Source organism: Parasphingomonas frigoris, from assembly GCF_036663815.1.
Lineage (GTDB): Bacteria > Pseudomonadota > Alphaproteobacteria > Sphingomonadales > Sphingomonadaceae > Sphingomonas.
Genome location: NZ_JAXOJQ010000002.1, coordinates 692,541 through 712,271, shown reverse-complemented (window position 1 = coordinate 712,271; position 19,731 = coordinate 692,541). Strand labels below are relative to the sequence as shown.

At 67.5% G+C, this 19,731-nt stretch carries 24 protein-coding genes; 8 read left to right on the top strand and 16 right to left on the bottom strand.

All coding sequences use genetic code 11. From position 1 onward, the window contains the following. Positions 1–61: 61 nt before the first annotated feature. Complete coding sequence (locus tag U1872_RS08800; protein ID WP_332792504.1) at positions 62–664, bottom strand: hypothetical protein; 603 nt, start codon at positions 662–664, stop codon at positions 62–64. A 119-nt stretch (positions 665–783) separates the two neighbouring features. Here U1872_RS08800 and U1872_RS08795 point away from each other — a divergent pair, with 119 nt between their 5' ends. Together U1872_RS08795 and U1872_RS08790 are read left to right on the top strand one after the other, a co-directional pair. Next, complete coding sequence (locus U1872_RS08795) at positions 784–1,221, top strand: hypothetical protein (protein WP_332792503.1); 438 nt, start codon at positions 784–786, stop codon at positions 1,219–1,221. A 60-nt stretch (positions 1,222–1,281) separates the two neighbouring features. Next, entirely contained in the window at positions 1,282–1,689 is a 408-nt protein-coding gene (locus U1872_RS08790) for a hypothetical protein (RefSeq protein ID WP_332792502.1), read from the top strand. 25 nt (positions 1,690–1,714) lie between these two features. Here the strand turns inward: U1872_RS08790 and U1872_RS08785 are convergent, their stop codons facing one another. Then, positions 1,715–2,377 carry a TMEM175 family protein gene (locus U1872_RS08785; protein ID WP_332792501.1) on the bottom strand — a complete coding sequence of 221 codons (663 nt, stop codon included), beginning with the start codon at positions 2,375–2,377 and terminating at the stop codon, positions 1,715–1,717. Between the two features lie 92 nt (positions 2,378–2,469). On the opposite strand from U1872_RS08785, the gene hslV reads away from it, so the two are divergent. Continuing rightward, positions 2,470–3,039 (top strand): ATP-dependent protease subunit HslV, encoded by a 570-nt coding sequence (gene hslV / locus U1872_RS08780; protein WP_332792500.1) that lies wholly within the window; start codon positions 2,470–2,472, stop codon positions 3,037–3,039. A gap of 112 nt (positions 3,040–3,151) precedes the next feature. Further along, positions 3,152–4,447 carry an ATP-dependent protease ATPase subunit HslU gene (hslU, locus tag U1872_RS08775; RefSeq protein ID WP_332792499.1) on the top strand — a complete coding sequence of 432 codons (1,296 nt, stop codon included), beginning with the start codon at positions 3,152–3,154 and terminating at the stop codon, positions 4,445–4,447. 223 nt (positions 4,448–4,670) lie between these two features. Here the strand turns inward: hslU and U1872_RS08770 are convergent, their stop codons facing one another. From U1872_RS08770 to U1872_RS08710, 13 genes are all read right to left on the bottom strand, one after another. Continuing rightward, entirely contained in the window at positions 4,671–5,039 is a 369-nt protein-coding gene (locus U1872_RS08770) for a hypothetical protein (RefSeq protein ID WP_332792498.1), read from the bottom strand. After that, entirely contained in the window at positions 5,036–5,446 is a 411-nt protein-coding gene (locus tag U1872_RS08765; RefSeq protein ID WP_332792497.1) for a hypothetical protein, read from the bottom strand. Before U1872_RS08765 ends, U1872_RS08770 begins: the two co-directional genes overlap by 4 nt. A 52-nt stretch (positions 5,447–5,498) precedes the next feature. Further along, positions 5,499–6,227, bottom strand: a complete 729-nt coding sequence (gene gloB, locus U1872_RS08760; RefSeq protein ID WP_332792496.1) for a hydroxyacylglutathione hydrolase — start codon at positions 6,225–6,227, stop codon at positions 5,499–5,501. Further along, the gene (locus U1872_RS08755) at positions 6,227–6,643 is read right to left on the bottom strand and encodes a VOC family protein (RefSeq protein WP_332792495.1); all 417 of its coding nucleotides are present in this window, start codon (positions 6,641–6,643) and stop codon (positions 6,227–6,229) included. The genes gloB and U1872_RS08755 overlap by 1 nt, the downstream gene beginning before the upstream one ends. A 57-nt stretch (positions 6,644–6,700) precedes the next feature. Continuing rightward, positions 6,701–7,516, bottom strand: coding sequence for a tetratricopeptide repeat protein (locus U1872_RS08750; RefSeq protein WP_332792494.1), 816 nt, complete (start codon positions 7,514–7,516; stop codon positions 6,701–6,703). Further along, complete coding sequence (locus U1872_RS08745; protein ID WP_332792493.1) at positions 7,513–8,241, bottom strand: alpha/beta hydrolase family protein; 729 nt, start codon at positions 8,239–8,241, stop codon at positions 7,513–7,515. The genes U1872_RS08750 and U1872_RS08745 overlap by 4 nt, the downstream gene beginning before the upstream one ends. Before the next feature lie 74 nt (positions 8,242–8,315). Beyond that, complete coding sequence (locus U1872_RS08740) at positions 8,316–9,227, bottom strand: alpha/beta fold hydrolase (protein WP_332792492.1); 912 nt, start codon at positions 9,225–9,227, stop codon at positions 8,316–8,318. Then, positions 9,224–9,433 carry a helix-turn-helix transcriptional regulator gene (locus U1872_RS08735; protein WP_332792491.1) on the bottom strand — a complete coding sequence of 70 codons (210 nt, stop codon included), beginning with the start codon at positions 9,431–9,433 and terminating at the stop codon, positions 9,224–9,226. The genes U1872_RS08740 and U1872_RS08735 overlap by 4 nt, the downstream gene beginning before the upstream one ends. Then, positions 9,430–9,849, bottom strand: a complete 420-nt coding sequence (locus tag U1872_RS08730) for a hypothetical protein (RefSeq protein ID WP_332792490.1) — start codon at positions 9,847–9,849, stop codon at positions 9,430–9,432. The genes U1872_RS08735 and U1872_RS08730 overlap by 4 nt, the downstream gene beginning before the upstream one ends. Then, complete coding sequence (locus U1872_RS08725; RefSeq protein WP_332792489.1) at positions 9,846–10,253, bottom strand: hypothetical protein; 408 nt, start codon at positions 10,251–10,253, stop codon at positions 9,846–9,848. The genes U1872_RS08730 and U1872_RS08725 overlap by 4 nt, the downstream gene beginning before the upstream one ends. 225 nt (positions 10,254–10,478) lie before the next feature. Further along, positions 10,479–12,098 carry an NAD(P)/FAD-dependent oxidoreductase gene (locus U1872_RS08720; RefSeq protein ID WP_332792488.1) on the bottom strand — a complete coding sequence of 540 codons (1,620 nt, stop codon included), beginning with the start codon at positions 12,096–12,098 and terminating at the stop codon, positions 10,479–10,481. Between the two features lie 268 nt (positions 12,099–12,366). Continuing rightward, positions 12,367–12,621, bottom strand: a complete 255-nt coding sequence (locus U1872_RS08715; protein ID WP_332792487.1) for a DUF6356 family protein — start codon at positions 12,619–12,621, stop codon at positions 12,367–12,369. Between the two features lie 19 nt (positions 12,622–12,640). Beyond that, complete coding sequence (locus tag U1872_RS08710; RefSeq protein WP_332792486.1) at positions 12,641–14,050, bottom strand: UDP-N-acetylmuramate--L-alanine ligase; 1,410 nt, start codon at positions 14,048–14,050, stop codon at positions 12,641–12,643. A gap of 45 nt (positions 14,051–14,095) precedes the next feature. Between U1872_RS08710 and U1872_RS08705 the strand changes: the two genes are divergently transcribed. Both U1872_RS08705 and U1872_RS08700 read left to right on the top strand, forming a co-directional pair. Beyond that, positions 14,096–14,911 (top strand): LD-carboxypeptidase, encoded by an 816-nt coding sequence (locus U1872_RS08705; protein WP_332792485.1) that lies wholly within the window; start codon positions 14,096–14,098, stop codon positions 14,909–14,911. 147 nt (positions 14,912–15,058) lie between these two features. Further along, a complete protein-coding gene (locus U1872_RS08700) occupies positions 15,059–16,378 on the top strand; it encodes a methyl-accepting chemotaxis protein (RefSeq protein ID WP_443025352.1) in 1,320 nt (439 codons plus the stop codon). Between the two features lie 93 nt (positions 16,379–16,471). On the opposite strand, the gene U1872_RS08695 is transcribed toward U1872_RS08700, so the two are convergent. Further along, positions 16,472–16,903 carry a hypothetical protein gene (locus U1872_RS08695; protein WP_332792483.1) on the bottom strand — a complete coding sequence of 144 codons (432 nt, stop codon included), beginning with the start codon at positions 16,901–16,903 and terminating at the stop codon, positions 16,472–16,474. 136 nt (positions 16,904–17,039) lie between these two features. Between U1872_RS08695 and thrS the strand changes: the two genes are divergently transcribed. Both thrS and infC read left to right on the top strand, forming a co-directional pair. Further along, positions 17,040–19,043, top strand: coding sequence for a threonine--tRNA ligase (thrS, locus tag U1872_RS08690; RefSeq protein WP_332792482.1), 2,004 nt, complete (start codon positions 17,040–17,042; stop codon positions 19,041–19,043). A gap of 130 nt (positions 19,044–19,173) precedes the next feature. Continuing rightward, a complete protein-coding gene (gene infC, locus U1872_RS08685; protein WP_037492586.1) occupies positions 19,174–19,698 on the top strand; it encodes a translation initiation factor IF-3 in 525 nt (174 codons plus the stop codon). Positions 19,699–19,731: the final 33 nt, after the last annotated feature.

The window sequence follows — 19,731 nt, the reverse complement described above, 5'->3', positions numbered from 1 at the left end:
CCGCCGGCCGAGCCACGCTTGAGCGCGCGTCTTTAGCTTTGCTAAAGCCTCGGCCGCGTGGCTACACCCACGGCTCCACCACCCCGCTCACCAGCAACAACCCACAAACCCCCGCCAGCATGCCCACATTCGCCCACCGCCCCTTCACCAGCAGGAGCGCGATCAGCAGCCCCAGCACCCCGAACCCGCTAAGCAGATACACCAGCACAAGTCCCCCATTCCCCACCTTCTCCGCCGCCTCGGGCAGCGGGTGCACCGCGTCGAGCGCGATCGAGCCGAGCCAGCTCGCGACATTGGCGGCGAGCAGCCCGCCGATCACCAGCCGGTTCTGCTTGTCGTACCATTCGTCGAAATCGGGCCAGTCCTCGGGCGCGTCGGGAAAGATCAGCGTCGCCGCCAGATAATAGACGCCGACCATCGCCAGCACGCCGACCAGCGTGACGTAATTCGCGCCGATCTGCTCGCGCGCATCCCAGGCGAGCAGCCAGAAGCTCGTCAGGTCGAGCATCACCACGAGCCCGAGCAACGGCGTCAGCCAGCCGACCCGCACCGGCCGCGTGCCGCGCTTGAGCTTCACCGCACGCGAGAAACCACCGAGCACCTCTGCCAGCGCGAGACCTAGCAGCAGGCCGTAGACGGCAAACACCAATTCGAACGGACTCATCGCTTTCCCCCCGGAATCGCGTCGCGCACCGGCCCGATCCCCCCGGGCCTGCCGCGCCGCAGCGGCAACCTTATCGCGCGCCGCGCATTTCGTTGGAATAGCATAACAGGAGGAAACCCATGCGCGCACTGACTCTGGGATTGATCGCCGCCTCGACGCTCGTCGCCGGCTGCACCGATTACGATACGGGCGGCCCGCGCCGCGGCTATTATGCCGGCGGCGGTGGCGGCTATTCGCAATATGATTATGACCGGCCCGACCCGGCATATAACGGCTACGACGCGTCGCGTTACTATCGCGACGACAATCGCCGCTATCAGGAACGCCGCCTGAGCAACAACGACCGCGTCTATCGCGGCAGCGACGGGCGTTACTATTGCCGCCACAGCGACGGCACGACCGGTCTGGTCGTCGGCGGCATCGCCGGTGGCGCGCTCGGCGCGGCGATCGCTCCGGGTGGCTCGGGCGTGCTCGGTGCGCTGCTCGGCGCGGCGGGTGGTGCGCTGGCCGGCCAGGCGATCGACAAGGACAGCACGCGCGACGCGCGCTGCCGGTAACTTTCTCGCGCGCGGCGGCTCCGGTCGCCGCGCGCCTGCTTTTTGAAGACGAGATCCACCATGGCCAAGACCCCGACCAAGACTCCCGCGAAGGCACCCGCCAAGAGCAACTCGACCGCCAAGCGCGCACCCGCCCGCACCGCTGAGGCGACGACCCCCGCGATCCGCAGCACCGCCGCCTGGTCGATCGGCGCGGTGGTGGTTGCCGCCGGTGCCGGGCTGGCGGCGTTCCTGTCGCGCGGGCGGATCGCCGCGATTCTCAATGCCGGCCGCGAGGAAGGGCATGTCCCGACCGACCTGCTCGACCCCAAGCGCAATGCCGATGACCGCGCGGTCGCCGATTTCCGTCCCGACATGGATGCGGTGATGACCGCGGCCGAGCGCGAGGCGCTGCGCCCGCCGGTCGGCAAGCCGTCGATGACCGCGTCGAACGGCTCGATGAACGCGATGACCGCCCCGGCGAACTGACGCCGGGAGCCGCCCGCGCGTCGGTTCAGGCCGCCGTGCGGGCGAGGCGCCGCAGCGCCCGCCGCCGCAGCAGCCATTGCCACGCCGGGATGGTGATCAGCCCGACCTGGCTGAACGGCGCGACGACGAACGCCAGGCCGATCGCGACGAGCGCGCCGAGCACGACCCCGCCACCGCGCGCGCGGACGATCGCGATCGCCTCGGCCGGGACGTCGGCGCGCACCACGCCCGGGCTCGTCGCCATCCGCGAAAGCCGCATGCTCAGCAGCCCGGTGACGATCAGCGTCACGGCGTAGAGCAGCGACGGCACCAACGCCCCGAGGTTCGCGCCCATGAAGGCGGTGGCAAAGGGCATGAACACGATCGCGCACAGCATCTGCAGATTGGGCGCCAGCAGCTTTTCGGAATACTGCCCGGCCAGCCCGAAAGCGCGGTGGTGCCCCGACCAGAAGGCGCCAATCACGAAGAAGCTGACGAAGAAGCCGAAGAAGTTCGGCGTAAGGTCGTACAGGGAGGTGGTGTAGGCCTGCCACGGCGCGCCATGCGGCAGGTGCGGCGGGTGGACCTCGATAATCAGCAGCGTGATCGCGATGGCGAACACCGCATCGGAAAAGAAGATCAGCCGCTCGAGCGGGTGGTCGGGCGCTGCATGGCCGGTTTGCCCGCTATGGCTGTGCTGGTCGGTCATACGCTGCTTCCCCCTGGCGCTTCTATCGCCGAGCAGACAGCGCGCGTGCAAGCCGGATTGCACTGCGCGTCCATGCTTCCCATATCGCCCGGATGAGCGAGAACCCACTGGTGTGGCACGGCACCACGATCCTGTCCGTGCGCAAGAATGGTCGCGTCGTCGTCGCCGGAGACGGCCAGGTGACGCAGGGCCAGACCGTCATGAAACCCAATGCGCGCAAAGTCCGTCGCCTCGGCGATGGATCGGTGATCGGCGGCTTTGCCGGCGCGACCGCCGATGCGTTCACCTTATTCGAGCGGCTCGAGCGCAAGCTCGAGCAGCATCACGGCCAGTTGCTGCGCAGCGCGGTCGAGCTCGCCAAGGACTGGCGCACCGACAAATATCTGCGCAACCTCGAGGCGATGATGATCGTCGCCGACAAGGACGTGACGCTGATCCTGACCGGCAATGGCGACGTGCTCGAGCCCGAGGCGACCGCCAACGGCACCGTCGCTGCGATCGGATCGGGCGGCAATTTCGCGCTCGCCGCGGCGCGCGCGCTGGTCGATTATGAAGCCGATGCCGAGACGATCAGCCGCAAGGCAATGGCGATCGCGGCGGAGGTGTGCGTCTACACCAACGACCGGCTGACGGTGGAGTGGCTCGACGCGAGCGCGCCATAATCCCCCTCCCGCATGCGGGAGGGGTTAGGGGAGGGCCTGTCCTTCCGAGCGCCGCCCGCGACAAGCCCTCCCCCGACCCCTCCCGCATGCGGGAGGGGAGAAGAGACAGACCATGAACGAAGCCCTGACCCCCAAAGCCATCGTCGCAGCGCTCGACGCGCACATCATCGGCCAGGCCGACGCCAAGCGCGCGGTCGCGGTGGCGATGCGCAACCGCTGGCGCCGCCAGCAGCTCGCGCCCGATCTGCGCGACGAGGTGTCTCCGAAAAACATCCTGATGATCGGGCCGACCGGCTGCGGCAAGACCGAGATCAGCCGGCGCCTCGCCAAGCTCGCCGACGCGCCGTTCATCAAGGTCGAGGCGACCAAGTTCACCGAAGTCGGCTATGTCGGCCGCGACGTCGAGCAGATCGCGCGCGATCTCGTCGAGGAGGCGATCCGGCTCGAGAAGGAGCGCCGCCGCAGCGTCGTCAAGGACAAGGCCGAGGAAGCCGCGATGGCTCGGCTGCTCGATGCGCTGACCGGCAAGGGCGCGAGCGAGGCGACGCGCGAAGCCTTTCGGCAACGCCTCCACGACGGCCATCTGCGCGACACCGAGATCGAGATCGAACTCGAGGCCGCACCGCAAATGCCGTTCGAAATGCCCGGCGGCGGCGCGCAGATGATCAACCTGTCCGAGATGATGGGCAAGGCGTTCGGTGGCGGCCAGCTCAAGCGCCGCAAGCTGACGGTGCCCGCAGCGTGGGACAAATTGGTCGAGGAAGAGGCCGACAAGCGGCTCGACCAGGACGAGGTCAGCCGCGCGGCGCTCGCCGATGCCGAGGCGAACGGGATCGTGTTCCTCGACGAGATCGACAAGATCGCGGTGTCCGACGTGCGCGGCGGTTCGGTCTCGCGCGAGGGCGTCCAGCGCGACCTGCTGCCGCTGATCGAGGGGACGACGGTCGCGACCAAATATGGGCCGATGAAGACCGACCATATCCTGTTCATCGCGAGCGGCGCGTTCCATGTCGCCAAGCCGTCGGACCTGCTGCCTGAATTGCAGGGGCGTTTGCCGATCCGCGTCGAGCTGAAGGCGCTGACCGAGGATGATTTCGTCGCGATCCTGTCCGACACCAAGGCGTCGCTGACGCAGCAATATGTCGCGCTGATCGCGACCGAGGGCGTCGGCGTCGAATTTACTGCCGACGGCATCCGCGCAGTCGCGCGGATCGCGGCCGAGGTGAATGGCGAGATCGAGAATATCGGCGCGCGGCGGTTGCAGACGGTGATGGAAAAGCTGCTCGAGGACGTCAGCTTCAATGCCGAAGATCGCGGCGGCGAGACGGTGGTGGTCGATGCCGCTTATGTCGAGACGCATCTGGCGAGCATTGCGCGCAACACCGATCTCAGCCGGTTCGTGCTGTAGGCGGGGTGCTGGCGGACCCTGCAACGCACCCTGGCGGAGCCCCGCAGCTTCGCCAGGCAAGCGCCGACGGACGGTCCGTCTCGCCGTTCGTTTCGAGCGAAGTCGAGAAACCGCGACGAGCGCTGTGCCAGGTTTCTCGACTTCGCTCGAAACGAACGGTTGGGAAGCCTCGACGCTGCGTTCGGCCGCTCTCAGCTGCGACCGCGAACTCGGCGCACGCCCCTTACTTCACCTTGTCCCACGGCACGAACGAACCGAGCCGGCAGCGCGGGCCGGGGATCCCGCCGCCGCCGCGTTGTAGCGTGTAGATCTGGTCATTGCGGCACAATTGCCCGCCATAGACCTCGGTCACGATGATCGCATCCGGGTCGAGCCCGGGGCAGGCATCGGGCAGGTCGTTGCGCCACAGCCGCGGGCCGTCGCGGTAGAGCAGGACGCTGTCGCTCATGATCTGCGGGCTGTTGCTGCGCGCACTCGACAGGCAGGTCACTGGCGCCCCCGGCGCGCGCCCGGCAAGCGCCTTGGCCAGCTCCTTGCTGTCCGATCCCGTCGTCGCGCCCAGTGCGGCGACCAGCAGCAGCCCGCGGATCATGGTTTTTTATAGGGCACGAAGTCGCCGAAGCTGCAGCTGCCGCTCGGGATGCGCATTGGCAGGTCGACCGTGGTGACGATGTCGCCGCGGCACAGCTGGCTGCCGAAGGTCTTGGTGACGATCGCATCGCCGCGCCGCAGCCCGAAGCAACCGCCGCCGGTATCGTTAACCATCACGTCGTTGCGGCCGTTCTTGTAGAGGATCTTGTCGCCGACGCGTGTCGTGTCGCGATAGCGGATCGGGTCGATGCAACTCTGCGGCTTGCCCGGCACGAGGCCGGCCAATTGCTTGTCGAGCTCGACCCGGTCGTTCGCCGCCTGGCGAGCGGCATAGCCCTTGCTGTCGGCCGAGAGCGCGGCCGTCCCGCCGAGCAAGAGCATGGCGGGGAGGATGAAACGGAACATCATGTCGATCCTTTTCAAAGCAGTCGCCCCCCGCCACACTATAGCGCAGGTTGCGTTAGAACACATCCTTTGCGGCCCGCCGTTCGGCGAGCTGCGCGGCCGATTCCGCACGCAGGAACGGGTTGGTTGCCAGTTCGAGCGCGATCGTGGTGGGGACGGTCGGCTCGCCCGCCGCGCGCTTGGCATCGATCTCGACCATCCGCGCGCCGACCGCTGTATTGTCAGGCTCGGCGGCGGCGGCATAGCGGCCGTTCGACTGGGTATATTCGTGCGCGCAATAGACGATCGTCTCGGGCGGAAGAGTCTTGAGCCGCTGCATGTTGGCATACATCTGGTCGGGCCCGCCCTCGAACAGTCGGCCGCAGCCCATCGCGAACAGCGTGTCGCCGCTGAACAAAGCGGCGTCGTCGGCCATGTAGAAGACGATATGGCCGGCGGTGTGGCCCGGCGTCTCGATCACGTGCGCGACATGCGCGCCGATCCGCACGCTGTCGCCCTCGCGCAGGCCGTAATCGAGCGTCGGGATCTTGTCGGCTTCCGCCACCGGGCCGCTGACGGTCGCGCCGAGCGCCTTGATCTCGGCATTGCCGCCGGTGTGATCGGGGTGCCAGTGCGTGTTCCAGATCTGCGAGATCGTCCAGCCACGCGCCTTTGCTGCGGCGAGCACAGGGGCTGCCTCGCTCGGATCGACGACGATCGTCTCGTCCGATGCCGAATCATGGACGAGCCAGACGTAATTGTCGTCGAGCGCCGGAATGCGGACGATTTCGAGCGGGCTCGCCATTACCATTCCCCGGTGTTGGGCATCGAGGCCCATGGCTCGGCGGGGGCGAGCGCGCCGCCCTCCTGCAGCAGTTCGATCGAGATGTTGTCGGGGGTGCGGACGAACGCCATGTGGCCGTCGCGCGGCGGACGGTTGATCGTCACGCCGCCATCCTGGAGCCGCTGGCAGGTCTCGTAGATATTGTCGACGCGGTAGGCGAGATGGCCGAAATTGCGCCCGCCCGTATAGCTTTCGGGATCCCAATTGTGCGTCAGTTCGACCTGCGCATCATGGTCGCCAGGGGCGGCGAGGAAGATGAGCGAGAAGCGGCCTTTTTCGCTGTCCATGCGGCGGACCTCCTCGAGCCCGAGCAGCTTGAAGAAGGCGATCGTGGCGTCGGGATCGGTGACGCGGATCATCGTGTGGAGATATTTCATGCAGCGCTCCGGTGTGGCTTTGCACCGAGATAGGGGCGACCGGCGGCTGGCGCTACCCTAGCGCGATCCCTTTGCCGGGGCTTTTGCCGCAGGAGCCGTCGGCGATGGGGTCGCAGCGGGGGCCGTGTCGAATTGCCGCAGCGCCGCAGCCGCGGCCTTGCCGGGCTCGCTGTCGGGGCGCAGCGTGACCGCCTGCTGCCATGCGCCGCGCGCGCCTTGCTCGTCGCGCGCGAAGGCGGCGATGTTGCCCGCTTCGAGCTGGACCGCCGGATCGTCGGCGCCGAGCCGCAGCGCTTCGGCAATGTCGTGCTTGGCGCGGACGATCTGCTGCTGGCGCCGCGCCAGCGTCGCCGACAGCAGCCAGGCGAGCGGATCGGTCGGCACTTCGGCGAGCGCGCGGTCGAGATCGTCGCGTGCGCCCTCGAGATCGTCGCCCGCCACCATCGCGCGTGCGCGATCGAGATGCGCCTCGCCGAGCGGCAGCCCGCTCAGCGTGCCGCCGGCGAGCGCTGCATCGAGCGCGGCGCGCGCCTTGGTGGCATCGCCAGACGCGAGCCAGGCATTGCCAGCTTGCGCCCAATAATTGGCCGAGCGCCCGTCGCCGGCCTTCTCGGCCGCGCGCGCGGCGGCATCGAAGGCGGCGGCGGCGGCGGTCCAGCGCTGTTCGTTGGCATAGGCCATGCCGAGGCACTGGCCGGCCAGGAACCCGCCGCCCGCCAATTGCCATTGCCCGGCCTCGGCTTCGGCCGCAGTGGCGTTGGTCGTCGCGAGATCGAGGCATTTTTCGTAGCGCTGCGACGGCGGCGGCGCGGGCGGGCCGCTCTGCGCGGCAGCCTGGCTCAGCAGGAGGGAGGCGAGCAGGATCGGCGTCATAAGGCGGTCATCACAGATTCGAGCGTCGCTTCGAGCAACGCGAGATCCGCGTCGCGCGAGAGGCGGTGGTCGCCATTCTTGACGAGCGTGACCTGCACATCGGCTGAACGGAGCTGCTCGGCCAGATGGATCGAGCGGTTGGCGGGGACTTCGGTGTCGGCCATGCCGTGGAGCAGCCGCACCGGTGCATCGATCGCGAGCCCGGCGAAGAGCACGCGATTGGCCTCGCCCGATTGCCAGAAGGTGCGGGTGTAGACCATCGGCAGGTCGGCATAGCGGCCGACCTTCTCGAGCCGGCCTTCCGAGAGGATCTGCAATTTCTGTTCGACGCTGAAACCCCAGTCGGTGAAGTCGGGCGCGGCGGCGATGCCGACCAGCGCGGCGACCTTTTCGGGATGATCGCGCGCGACGAGCAGCATCAGCCAGCCGCCCATCGACGAGCCGACCAGCACCGCGGGGCCGTCGACCAACTGGTCGAGCATCGCCAGCACGTCGTCGCGCCAGCCGGCGAGCGTCTGCTCCTCGAACACGCCCTCGCTGCTCCCGCAGCCGCCATAATCGAAGCGCAGAAAGGCGCGGCCGGTGCGCTTGGCCCACGCCTCGAGCGTGAGCGCCTTGCTGCCCTCCATGTCCGAGCCGTAGCCGGGCAGGAACACGACCGTCGGGCCGGTGCCCTCGGTCAGATGATAGGCGAGCGCGGGGCGGGCGGGGAGCGTGTCGGTCATGGGGGCGGGGCTTAGCGGAAGATTACGGGCGGGGAAATCGCGCTTTCCCCTCCCGCGCACCACGGCACGTGTCGCTATTTCGCCTCGACGAAGGCGATCACCGCCGCCTTGAACGCGTCGGGCTGGTCGAGCATCACCATGTGCGCACTCTCGGCAATGTCGACGAAGGTGATGTGCGGCGCGGCCGCGTATTGCTTGCGATAGAAGGCGTCGCCCTTCGCCTTGGGCAACGATGCCGCATTCCACGGATACAGCATCGTCAGCGGCGTCGTGATCGTCGCGAGCGACGGGCGCAGGTCGGTCGTCAGATCCTCGTACATCGCCTCGCCGGTAACGCGCGGATCGGCGGCCTTCGCCCAGCCCGACATCGTCACGACGCTGCTGGGCTTGAGCGCGAGTCCGCGCGTCTGCGCCGCGACCATCTCGTCGCTCAGCGGCTTGCCGTAAGTGGCGACGATCCCGTCGCGCATCTTGGCGGCGTAGGGCGCGACCATCGCGGGGGTCGGATCGACCCCGGGCGGGGCCATGATCACCGCGAAGAACGGCAGCGAATCGACGATCATCAACCGCGACAGGTCGACCGGGTGCGCCTTTGCCAGCATCATCCCGACAAGCCCGCCCATCGAATGGCCGACGACCAGGACGTTCGTCAGCTTCTCCGCCGCGATATAGCCGTCGAGATCGGCGACGATCCCGTCGAGCACGCCGGGTTGCAGATTGGCGCCCGGATCGTCGCCGCCAAAGCCGTTGACTTGCACCACGATGACCCGGTGCTTCGCCGCAAGTGCGGGCGCGACGCCGTCCCACACCGCGCGGGGGGAGGCGAGGCCGGGAATGAGAATGACCGGGCTGCCCGACCCCATCGTCACGATAGAGATGTGCGGCAGCCGCACCTCGGGCGTCGGCGCGACCGGCGCAGCGAGGCAAGGCGTAACGGGCAGCAGCGCAAGCGCGGCGAGCAGGCAGGCTTTGAGGACAGGCTTCACGACGCATCTCCTTTGGAGGGGCTGACGAAGATCGCTTCGATCGGGAGCTCGAACAGTTCGGCGATGCGGAAGGCGAGCGGGAGCGAGGGATCGTAGCGCCCGGTCTCGATCGCGTTGACGCTCTGCCGCGACACGTCGAGTCGCTCTGCGAGATCGCCCTGGCTCCAGCCGCGCTCGGCGCGAAGCACGCGCAGGCGGTTGATCATGCCGCGTCACCGCCGCGGCGCTCGATCACGGCATTGACCGCCGAGCCGAGGCCGAGCCCGGCAAACCACGCGATCGGCACGAAGAACAGCGGGATGTGCGGGGTGTGCGCATAGACTTCGAGGAACCCCCAACCGGTCGCCAGCGTCATCGCAAAGCCCGTCGCGACGAGCGCCTTGCGCACTTCGAGCATCCGCCGATATTCGTCACGCAGATCGATCAGATAGCGGCCGATGATCCAGAACACCGCGCTCAGCGGGAAGGCGGGGAGCAAAGCGATCAGCCACAGCAGCGGGCCGGTCGCACCCAGGGCACGGATCAGGAAGGGCGATGCCCAGACCAACACGACATAGAGCGCCATCACGGCGACGAAACGGCGCAGATAGGCGCGGTCGGCCGGGTCGATGCGCCGGCTCACAGCGCGGCGTCCGAACCGGAGAGACGCGTTGCACACCGGCCGAGACCGAGGCCGCCGAACCATAGTACCGCGACATAGAAAGGCTCGAGATGCCCGACCAGGTCAAACGCCTCGAGAAACCCCCACAGCGTTGCGGCGCTGAGCGCGAAGCCGCTTGCCCACAGCGTCTGGCGGACCATCAGCATGCGCAGATATTCGTCCGGCTCCTCGACGAGATAGCGCCCGATCGCGACGAATACGCCGATGATCGGCAGCGCGGGCAGGATGGCGACGATCCAGGCGGCGGGGCCGGCCACGATCTGATGCTTGAAGGCATAGACCGCGCCGAGCAACGCGGCGGCGTAGAGCATCGCCAGCCAGAGCGTGCGGGTCCGATAGCGGCGGGCGGCGACGGTACGCGACATGGAAAGCTCCCTTTCACATTTGTGAAGGTCGCTTTACAGTCAAGGTCGCTTGTCTGTCAAGCGAGCTTTCCACGCTCGCTCGGGTGGGGCGATTGCCCAACCATCACCCCGGCCTTGTGCCGGGGTCCACCGGGATGCGCATTCTGCGGTTACAGTTCTCGCGGCGCGGTGGACCCCGGGACGAGCCCGGGGTGACGGACTGGGGGCTTTCCGGCGCTTTCGAACTTACGCCGCCATCGCCCGCGCCACCGCCTCGGCAACCTTGATCCCATCGACCGCCGCCGACAGAATCCCCCCGGCATACCCCGCGCCCTCACCCGCCGGGAACAGCCCGGCGGTATTGAGGCTCTGGAAATCGTCGCCACGCGTGATGCGCACCGGCGAGGAGGTGCGGGTCTCGACGCCGGTCAGCACCGCGTCGGGATGGTCGTAGCCGGGGATTTCGCGACCGAACTGGACGAGCGCCTCGCGCATCGCGGGCACCGCGAACTCGGGCAGGCATTCCGCGAGGTCGGTCATGTACACACCGGGCTTATAGGACGGCACGACGCTGGCGAGCTTGGTCGAGGCGCGGCCGGCGAGGAAATCGCCGAGCAATTGCGCCGGCGCGGCATAGGTCGATCCCCCCGCGACGAAGGCGCGCGATTCCCAATGGCGTTGCAGCGCGATGCCGGCGAGCGGATCGCCGGGATAATCGCGCGCCGGGTCGATCCCGACGACGAGCCCCGAATTGGCGTTGCGCTCGTTGCGCGAATATTGGCTCATGCCGTTGGTCGCGACGCGGCCTTCCTCCGAGGTCGCCGCCACCACCGTGCCGCCGGGGCACATGCAGAAGCTGTAGGCGGTGCGGCCGTTCTTGGCGTGGTGCGACAGAGCATAATCGGCGGCGCCGAGGATCGGGTTGCCGGCGTTGTGGCCGAAGCGCGCGTCGTCGATCCACGATTGCGGATGCTCGATGCGGACGCCGATCGAGAAGGGTTTGGCCTCGAGATAGACGCCCTCGGCATGGAGCATCGCGAAGGTGTCGCGCGCGCTGTGGCCGACTGCGAGCACGACCTGTTCGGCTGCGAGATAGTCCCCGGTGTGGAGGTGCAGCCCGCGCACTTTCCGCGTGCCATCCTCGCTGGTGGCGACATCGATCCCGTCGACGCGCGTCCCGAAGCGATATTCGCCGCCGAGCGCCTCGATCGTCGCGCGCATGCTCTCGACCATCGTGACCAAGCGGAAGGTGCCGATGTGCGGGTGCGCTTCGGTAAGGATCTCGGGCGGCGCGCCCGCCTTGACGAACTCGATCAGCACCTTGCGGTCGAGGTGCCGAGGATCCTTGATCCGGCTGTAGAGCTTGCCGTCTGAGAAGGTGCCAGCACCACCTTCGCCGAACTGGACGTTCGATTCGGGGTTGAGCACGCTTTTGCGCCACAGCCCCCACGTGTCCTTGGTGCGTTCGCGCACCACCTTGCCGCGATCGACGATGATCGGCTTGTAGCCCATCTGCGCGAGGATCAGCCCGGCGAACAGGCCGCACGGGCCGGTGCCGATGACGACGGGGCGCGGGCCGGCATAGTCGGCGGGGGCCTTGGCGACGAACTTGTACGCCGTGTTGGGCGTCTGCTGGACGTGCCGGTCCTTCTTGAAGCGCGCGAGCACCGGCGCCTCGTCGCGCACGTTGACGTCGACCGAATAGACCAGCTGGATGTCGGTCTTGTCGCGCGCATCGTGCGCGCGCCGCGCGATCGTGTAGCGGACCAGGTCGCGCGGCGTGATGCGCAGCCGGTTACGAATCGCGGCGGTCAGTTCCTCGTCGGCGTGATGGAGCGGGAGCTTGAGTTCGGTAATGCGGAGCATCGCGCTGCTGTAGCGGGGATGGGGGGATTCGGGAACTGTGCCCCTTAATCCTTCCTCGCGCAGCGGGAGTGTGGGGTTGGATTGCCCCCGGCAATCCAAGATCATGCCGGGGGCATGATCGACCCCACACTGGGGACCGCCAGCCTACTTCAGGCTGGTGGTGGAGGGGGGCGCGCCACGAGCGTTTCACTCGCGGAGAGGCCCCCCTCCACCCTTCGCTAAAGGCTCAGGGTCCCCCTCCCCCGGTTCCCGGGGGAGGATTGGGAGGTCAGATCACATATTCGACGGTACGCCGCTGCAGCTCATCCGCGCTTGCCGCCGCGCGCTTGGCGACGATCTGCGCGTTGAGCCGCATCACCGTGCGGCTGCCTGTGGTCTTGAACGCGAACGGCAGGAACGCATGCACCACGCCCGCAAGCCCGCCGCCGATCATCGTCAACCCAAAGCGCGAGGCGACGACGAAATGCTCGCCGAAGGTCTCGCCGACCGAGGCGGGGTGATCGAGGAAGAGGCGGCGAAACATCAGGCGGGCTCCTTGTGATTCAGCTGAGTCTAGCGGCAATCTGTGGCAACATGTCGGCAGCAAGCTGGCTCAGCGTATCGTCTCGCGCCCCCATTACCACGATCCGGTCGCCGGGTCGCGCCTGCGCGACGATCCACGCGGCGGCATCGGCGCGATCGGCAATGTGATGCGCCTGCGCGCCGATCTCGGCGACGATGTCGGCGCTGGTCACCTCGCGCGCGACGGTGCCGCCCTGGTAGACCGGGTCGGGCACAACGAGCCGGTCGTCTCCGCCGAGCGCGTCACGGAACATCGCGACCAGTTCGGTCCGCATGACCTTGAGCGGGCCGTAGCCATGCGGCTGGAACAGCACGAGCAAGCGCCCGGGGAAAGCATGCAATGTCGCGAGCGTCGCGGCGATCTTGTCGGGGTTGTGTCCGAAGTCGTCGAGCACGGTGACACCGGCGGCCTCGCCGACGAGCTCGAAACGGCGCTTGAGGCCGGTAAAGCCAGCGATCGCAGCGATCGCTTCGGGAAGCGGCACGCCTGCCGCGCGCGCGGCGCCCAATGCGGCGAGCGCATTCGAGACGTTGTGCCGACCCGGCACGGCGAGCCGGACCGCCTTGGTCGCGCCATCGGCGATCAGATCGAACCCGATGGCGAACGGCTCCGGCGCAAGGTTGCGCGCGCTCAGGTCGGCTTCGGCATCGACCGCGAAGGTCACCAGCTTTGCCGGGTCGAGCGTCGAGGCCAGTGCCTCCGTCTCGGCATCGCCGATGTTGAGCACCGTCGTCTGCGCCTTGCCCGCGAAATCGCCGAACAGCGCGCGCAGTTCCTCGAGCGACTTGTGGTCGAGGCTGACATTGTTGAGCACCGCGATCCTAGGCGCATAAAGCGCGATCGATCCGTCGCTCTCGTCGACCTCGCTGACGAACGCCTCGCCCGTGCCGACCAGCGCACTGGCAAACGGCGCTTGCGGATTCGCAAAGTTCTTCATCACCGCGCCGTTCATCACGGTCGGATCGCGCCCGCAGGCGTGCAGGATCCAGCCGACCATTCCCGTCACGGTCGACTTGCCGCTCGTCCCCGCAACACCGATCGGCAGCGCGCTCGCATTGAACAGCGAGGCGAGCAGTTCGGGTCGGCTCAGCCGTTGCGCGCCCACGTGCTCGGCCGCGACGATATCCGCGACGGTCAATTCCACCGCCGCCGAGGCGACGACGATCTGCGCGGCCGAGGTCACGCCCGATCCGTCCTGCGGAAACAGCGTCACGCCCTTGGCGGCGAGATCGGCGAACTTGGCGGGCAGCGCGCCGCGGTCGAGCGTGCGATCCGACCCCGCGACGGTCGCGCCGCGCCCGGCGAGGATCATCGCCAGCGGCATCATCCCGCTGCCGCCGATGCCTACGAAGAAATAAGGCTGCGGGAAGTTTGATTTGCCGTTGCTCATCGCCGGGGGCTATCGCGGTCGGCGGACGAGCGCAACGGAGCAGACATGCGAATTGGGGTAGTGGCACCGGCACGCGGGATCGACGAAGCACTCGCCGCACGCGCGCTCGGGCTGGCGGCGGTGGCGATGCCCGAGGTCGATCTCGTCTTCCATCCGCAATGCTTCCTCGCCGATGGCCATTTCGCCGGGCCCGACGCGGTGCGCGCGGCGGCGTTCCTCGATGTTGCCAACGATCCCGCCTTCGATGCGATCTGGTTCGCGCGCGGCGGCTATGGCTCGAACCGGATCCTCCACACCGTGATGCCGCAGCTGGGCGACGCGGCGCGGCGGAAGACCTATCTCGGCTTCTCCGACATGGGGTTCCTGCTCGGCGCGCTCTACGCCGCGCGGATCGGGCATCCGGTGCACGGCCCGATGGCGTCGGTCGCGGCGAGCGGCGATGGCGGCACCGCCTTTGTGCGAGCGCTGCTGTGGCTGGCGCGCAAGGACCGCAGCGTGCTCGAGCCCGGGCTCGACGGTCGCCCGACCGCCGCGTTCAACCTAGCGATCCTCACCGCGCTGATCGGCACGCCGTGGCTCCCCGACCTGACCGACCATGTGCTGATCGTCGAGGAAGTGTCCGAGCCGCTCTACCGCGTCGATCGCATGCTGTTCACGATGGCGCATGCGACGCAGCTGAAGGGGCTGGCGGGTGTCCGCTTGGGGCAGGTCAGCGAAGTGCCGGCGAACGACCCGCCATGGGGCGAGACGATCGAGACGATGCTAACCCGCTGGTGCGGCGAGATGCGCGTGCCTTATCTCGGGCGCGCCGCGATCGGCCATGTCCGCGACAATCGCGTGGTGCCGTTCGGGATTGCGTGAAAAATGCGGGCTCAACGCCGCCCGCAACGACGAAATTTGCCGTTCCTCCCGCTCTGTCGCGGAACCCTCCTATAAGAGTCGGGCGAGCTCGACCGGTCGTCGTGCTCCTGCTTCGGCACGACATCCACCGATTTGGAGGGTCTTGGCATGAATTGGTACACTGCATCGGCACCGATCCGACTGAAATTGCTCATCGCGTTCGGAAGTTTCGTCGGATTGTTAGCGACAACGACCTTGGCCATCCTGGAGGCCCCGCACAGCGCGTTGTGGATCGCGCTGGCCTGCAGCGGCGGCGGCCTGCTGCTGGCGCATCTCTTCCGCGAGGCGATCGCGGGGCCGTACGTCACCACCGTCGTCCGGATGGAAGCGCTCGCCGCGGGCGACCTCGACTCGCCGATCGAATTCACCGCCTTTGAGGATTGCGTTGGGCGCATGACCAAGGCGATGTTCGCCTTTCGCGCCACCGCGCAGCAGCAGCTCGCGCTCAATTCCGAAGCCGAGCGCAACGAGGCGATCGTCAAGCGCATGACCGAGAATTTCGAACGCATGGCGGTCGGTGACCTGACCGCCGACATCGTCGATCACTATCCGCCGGTCTATCAACCGCTCAAGACCAGTTTCAACGAAGCGCTGGCCAACCTGCGGCTGCTCTTCGCCTCGGTCATGTCGAGCGCGGGCAACATCCGCGTCGGCTCGTCCGAGATCGCGCAGGCCGCCAGCGACATCGCGCGCCGCACCGAAAGCACCGCGGCAAGCCTCGAACAGACCAATGCCGCCATCCAGCAGTTCGATTCGCGGATCAAGGCGACCGCGCACGCTGCGGCGCAATCGGTCGAAACGTCGGCCGAAGCGAATGCCGCCGTGCTCGAGGGCCGCGGCCGCACCGACGCCGCGGTCCACGCGATGACCCGCGTGCTCGACAGCGCCAAGGGGATCGACGACGTCATCGAAGGGCTCGACAAGATCGCCTTCCAGACGCGCGTGCTGGCGATGAACGCCGCGGTCGAGGCCGGCCGTGCTGGCGACGCCGGGCGCGGCTTCGCGGTCGTCGCCGATCTTGTCTCCGCGCTGGCAATGCGCGCCGAGGAAGAGGCCAAGCGCGCTCGCGACCAGCTGAGCGTCACACGAATCGACATCGGCGCCGCCGTCGATGCCGTGGGGCAGGTCGACAATGCGTTCGAGGTGATCCTGACCTCGGGCGACCGCGTCGCCGCGCTCGCCAAGCAGATTGCCAGCGACAATGACGCGCAGGCCGGCGCGATCTCCGAGGTTACCTCTGCGGTCCACGCCATCGACCGGTCCACGCAGGAAAACGCTGCAATGGTCGAGCAGACCTCTGCGGCGGCGCGCAACCTTACCGGCGAAGTGGGCGAACTCGCCGCGCAGGCCGGGCGTTTCCAGATCGAGCCAAGCGCGGTGCGGCGGCCAATGGCAGCGGCGTCGCAGCGGATGCTCGCCGCCGCCTGATCCGGCGTCGGCTGTCGTGCTGCAGTTTCGCTGAATGTCCCGGCGCGCCCACTCGGGCCGCCGGGCATCGGCTATAAAGCTGCGATTCGGCCCCTACGCCGCCAGCGCGAAGTCCCCTCGCTCATCCTCATTCGCCGGAGCGGCCGGCTTGCGTGCGACCCGCTGCCGCCGCGCCCGCGCCCTGGGCCGCGCTGTGAAGCGTGCGACGATCATGCGCCAGCCCGCTCCGCCGCGCGTCGCCGTCGCCACCACCGCAGAGGTCAGCACGATGTCGACATAGACGGAGACATCCCACATCAGCACCAGCGCGATGTCGAACGGCCCGATCAGCGCCAGCAGTTCGGCGCTGGCGATCAGGATGAAGGTCGTCAGGATCAGCGCGAAGATGAGGTGCCGGCGCTCGACCCGGCGCAGCGCGGCGGCAGTGGCGGTGATCGCGCGTTCGAGCCAGCGTGCCGCTCCCGTCTCCGGAAAGCGCCTCAGCACGATCATCGCGAATACAAGCAGCCCCGTCAGCATCGTCATCCCCCCGTTTGCGCCACCGAGATAGGAACGCCGCGACCGCTCCGCCAGTGACGGGGTGACGCCGCGCGCGCGCTTGCCTATATCGGCCCTCCCGGCTTAAGCGCCGGAGCCTTTTTCCAGCCACGAAAGATCCATGATGTCCGCCCTGTTCCGCATCACGCTGCCCGACGGTTCCGTCCGCGAGGTAGCCCCGGGGACTACCCCGGCCGATGTGGCCGCCGCGATCGGTCCCGGCCTCGCGAAGGCGGCGATCGCCGCGCGGATCGACGGCGAGCTGCGCGACATCATGCGCCCGTTCGAGGGCGACACGCAGCTGGCGCTGGTGACGTCGAAGGACGAGGCCGATGCGCTCGAGCTTGCGCGGCACGATTTCGCGCATGTCCTCGCCGAAGCGGTGCAGAGCCTGTTCCCGGGCACGCAGATCACTTTCGGTCCCTCGACCGAAGACGGCTTCTATTACGACTTCGCGCCGAAGGATCGCCCCTTCACCGACGAGGACCTGCCAGCGATCGAGGCCGAGATGCGCCGCATCATCGCCAAGAACGAGCCGTTGATCCGCGAAGTGTGGAGCCGCGCCGATCTGATCGCCCGCTGGCAGGCCGAGGGCGAGACCTTCAAGGCCGAATGGGCGGCCGAACTGCCCGAGGGCGAGGAGCTGACGGTCTACAAGGCGGGCAACGGGCCCGGCGCCTGGCTCGACATGTGCCGCGGCCCGCATCTCGCCTCGACCGGCAAGCTCGATCCGAACGCGTTCAAGCTGACGCGCGTCTCGGGCGCATACTGGCGCGGCGACCAGAAGAACGCGATGCTGAGCCGCGTCTATGGCACCGGCTGGCTCAACAAGAAGCAGCTCGACGCGCATCTCACGATGCTCGAGGAAGCCGGCAAGCGCGACCACCGCAAGATCGGGCAGGAGATGGACCTGTTCCATCTTCAGTCCGAAGCGCAGGGCTCGGTGTTCTGGCACCCCAAGGGCTTCATCCTGTGGCGGCAGCTCGAAGCGTATATGCGCCGCCGGCTCGACGCCGCGGGCTATGCCGAGGTCAAGACGCCGCAGCTGATGGACGCGCGCCAGTGGGAGGCGTCGGGCCATTGGGGCAAGTATCGCGAGAACATGTTCGTCGTCCCCGACGAGATCCCCAACACTGACGACGCCGCGGCGATCTTCAGCGGCACCGCCGACCTGATGGCGCTGAAACCGATGAACTGCCCGGCGCACGTGCTGATCTTCCGTCAGGGGATCAAATCGTATCGCGACCTGCCGATCCGCATGGCCGAGTTCGGCTGCTGCCACCGCAACGAGCCGCATGGTGCGCTCCACGGCATCATGCGCGTCCGCCAGTTCACGCAGGACGACGCGCATATCTTCGTGCGCGAGGACCAGCTTGTCGAAGAGGTGCAGCAGTTCTGCGAGCTGCTCGACAGCGTGTACCGCGATCTCGGGTTCGAGGATTATGCGGTCAAGCTCGCGCTGCGCCCCGACAAGCGCTTCGGCAGCGACGAGATGTGGGACACAGCCGAGGACGAACTGCGCAAGGCGGTGCTCGGATCGAAGCTCAGCGACTCGATCAAGGCCAAGTTCGAGGAGCTGCCGGGCGAGGGGGCCTTCTATGCGCCCAAGCTCGAATTCCACCTGACCGACGCGATCGGCCGGACGTGGCAGGTCGGCACGATCCAGTCGGACCGCGTGCTGCCCGAGCGACTCGACGCGTCGTACGTCGGTGCGGATGGCGAGCGGCATCGCCCGATCATGCTCCACCGCGCGATCCTCGGCACGTTCGAACGCTTTATCGGCATCCTGATCGAGCATCACGCCGGGCGCTTCCCGCTGTGGCTGTCTCCGGTGCAGGCGGTGGTCGCGACGATCGTGTCCGACGCCGACGACTATGCCCGCGAAGTGGCCGAGAAGCTCAAGGCGGCGGGGATTCGCGTCGAGACCGATCTGCGCAACGAGAAGATCAACTACAAGGTGCGCGAGCATTCGCTGGCGAAGGTCCCGAACCTGCTCGTCGTCGGCAAGCGCGAGGCCGAGGAAGGCAAGGTCGCGCTGCGCCAGCTCGGGAGCGATCGCCAGCAATTCCTGACGCTCGACGACGCGATCGCGATGCTGACCGAGGCAGCAAAGGCCCCGGACCTGTAACCGACCGACGCTTCCCCGGCCTTCGCCGGGGGAGTCGTGAGAGACGTGCAGGGCGCACCTTTCGTTTTGCCCGAAAAAGCCCTATATCGACTCTGAAACAATCGCAGGAGCTACACCTATCCGACCCCCGATGACCCGCCAGGCGCCGCCGATGAATGGCCCTCGCTTCAACGAATTCATTGTATCGCCCAAGGTTCGCGTGATCGACCAGGACGGTGAGAACCTCGGTGTCATGTACACCCGCGAGGCGATGGAGCAGGCGCGCGAGGTCGGTCTCGACCTGGTCGAAGTGTCGCCCAACGCCGATCCGCCCGTCGCCAAGTTCCTTGATGTCGGCAAGTTCAAATACGAGGCGCAGAAGAAGGCCAACCTCGCGCGGAAATCGCAGAAGACGCAGGAGATCAAGGAGATCAAGATGCGTCCCAACATCGATGACCACGACTATGACACCAAGATGAAGAAGGTGCTCGAGTTCATCGACGAGGGCGACAAGGTCAAGATCACGCTGCGTTTCCGCGGCCGTGAATTGAGCCACGGCCAGCTCGGCATGGTCCTCCTCCAGCGCGTCCAGGCCGATGTCGCCGAGACCGCCAAGGTCGAAGCATATCCGCGCATGGAAGGCCGTCAGATGTTGATGGTGCTCGCACCCAAATAAGTCCTGCAATACAATCTTTTCCGGGCTGGCCGA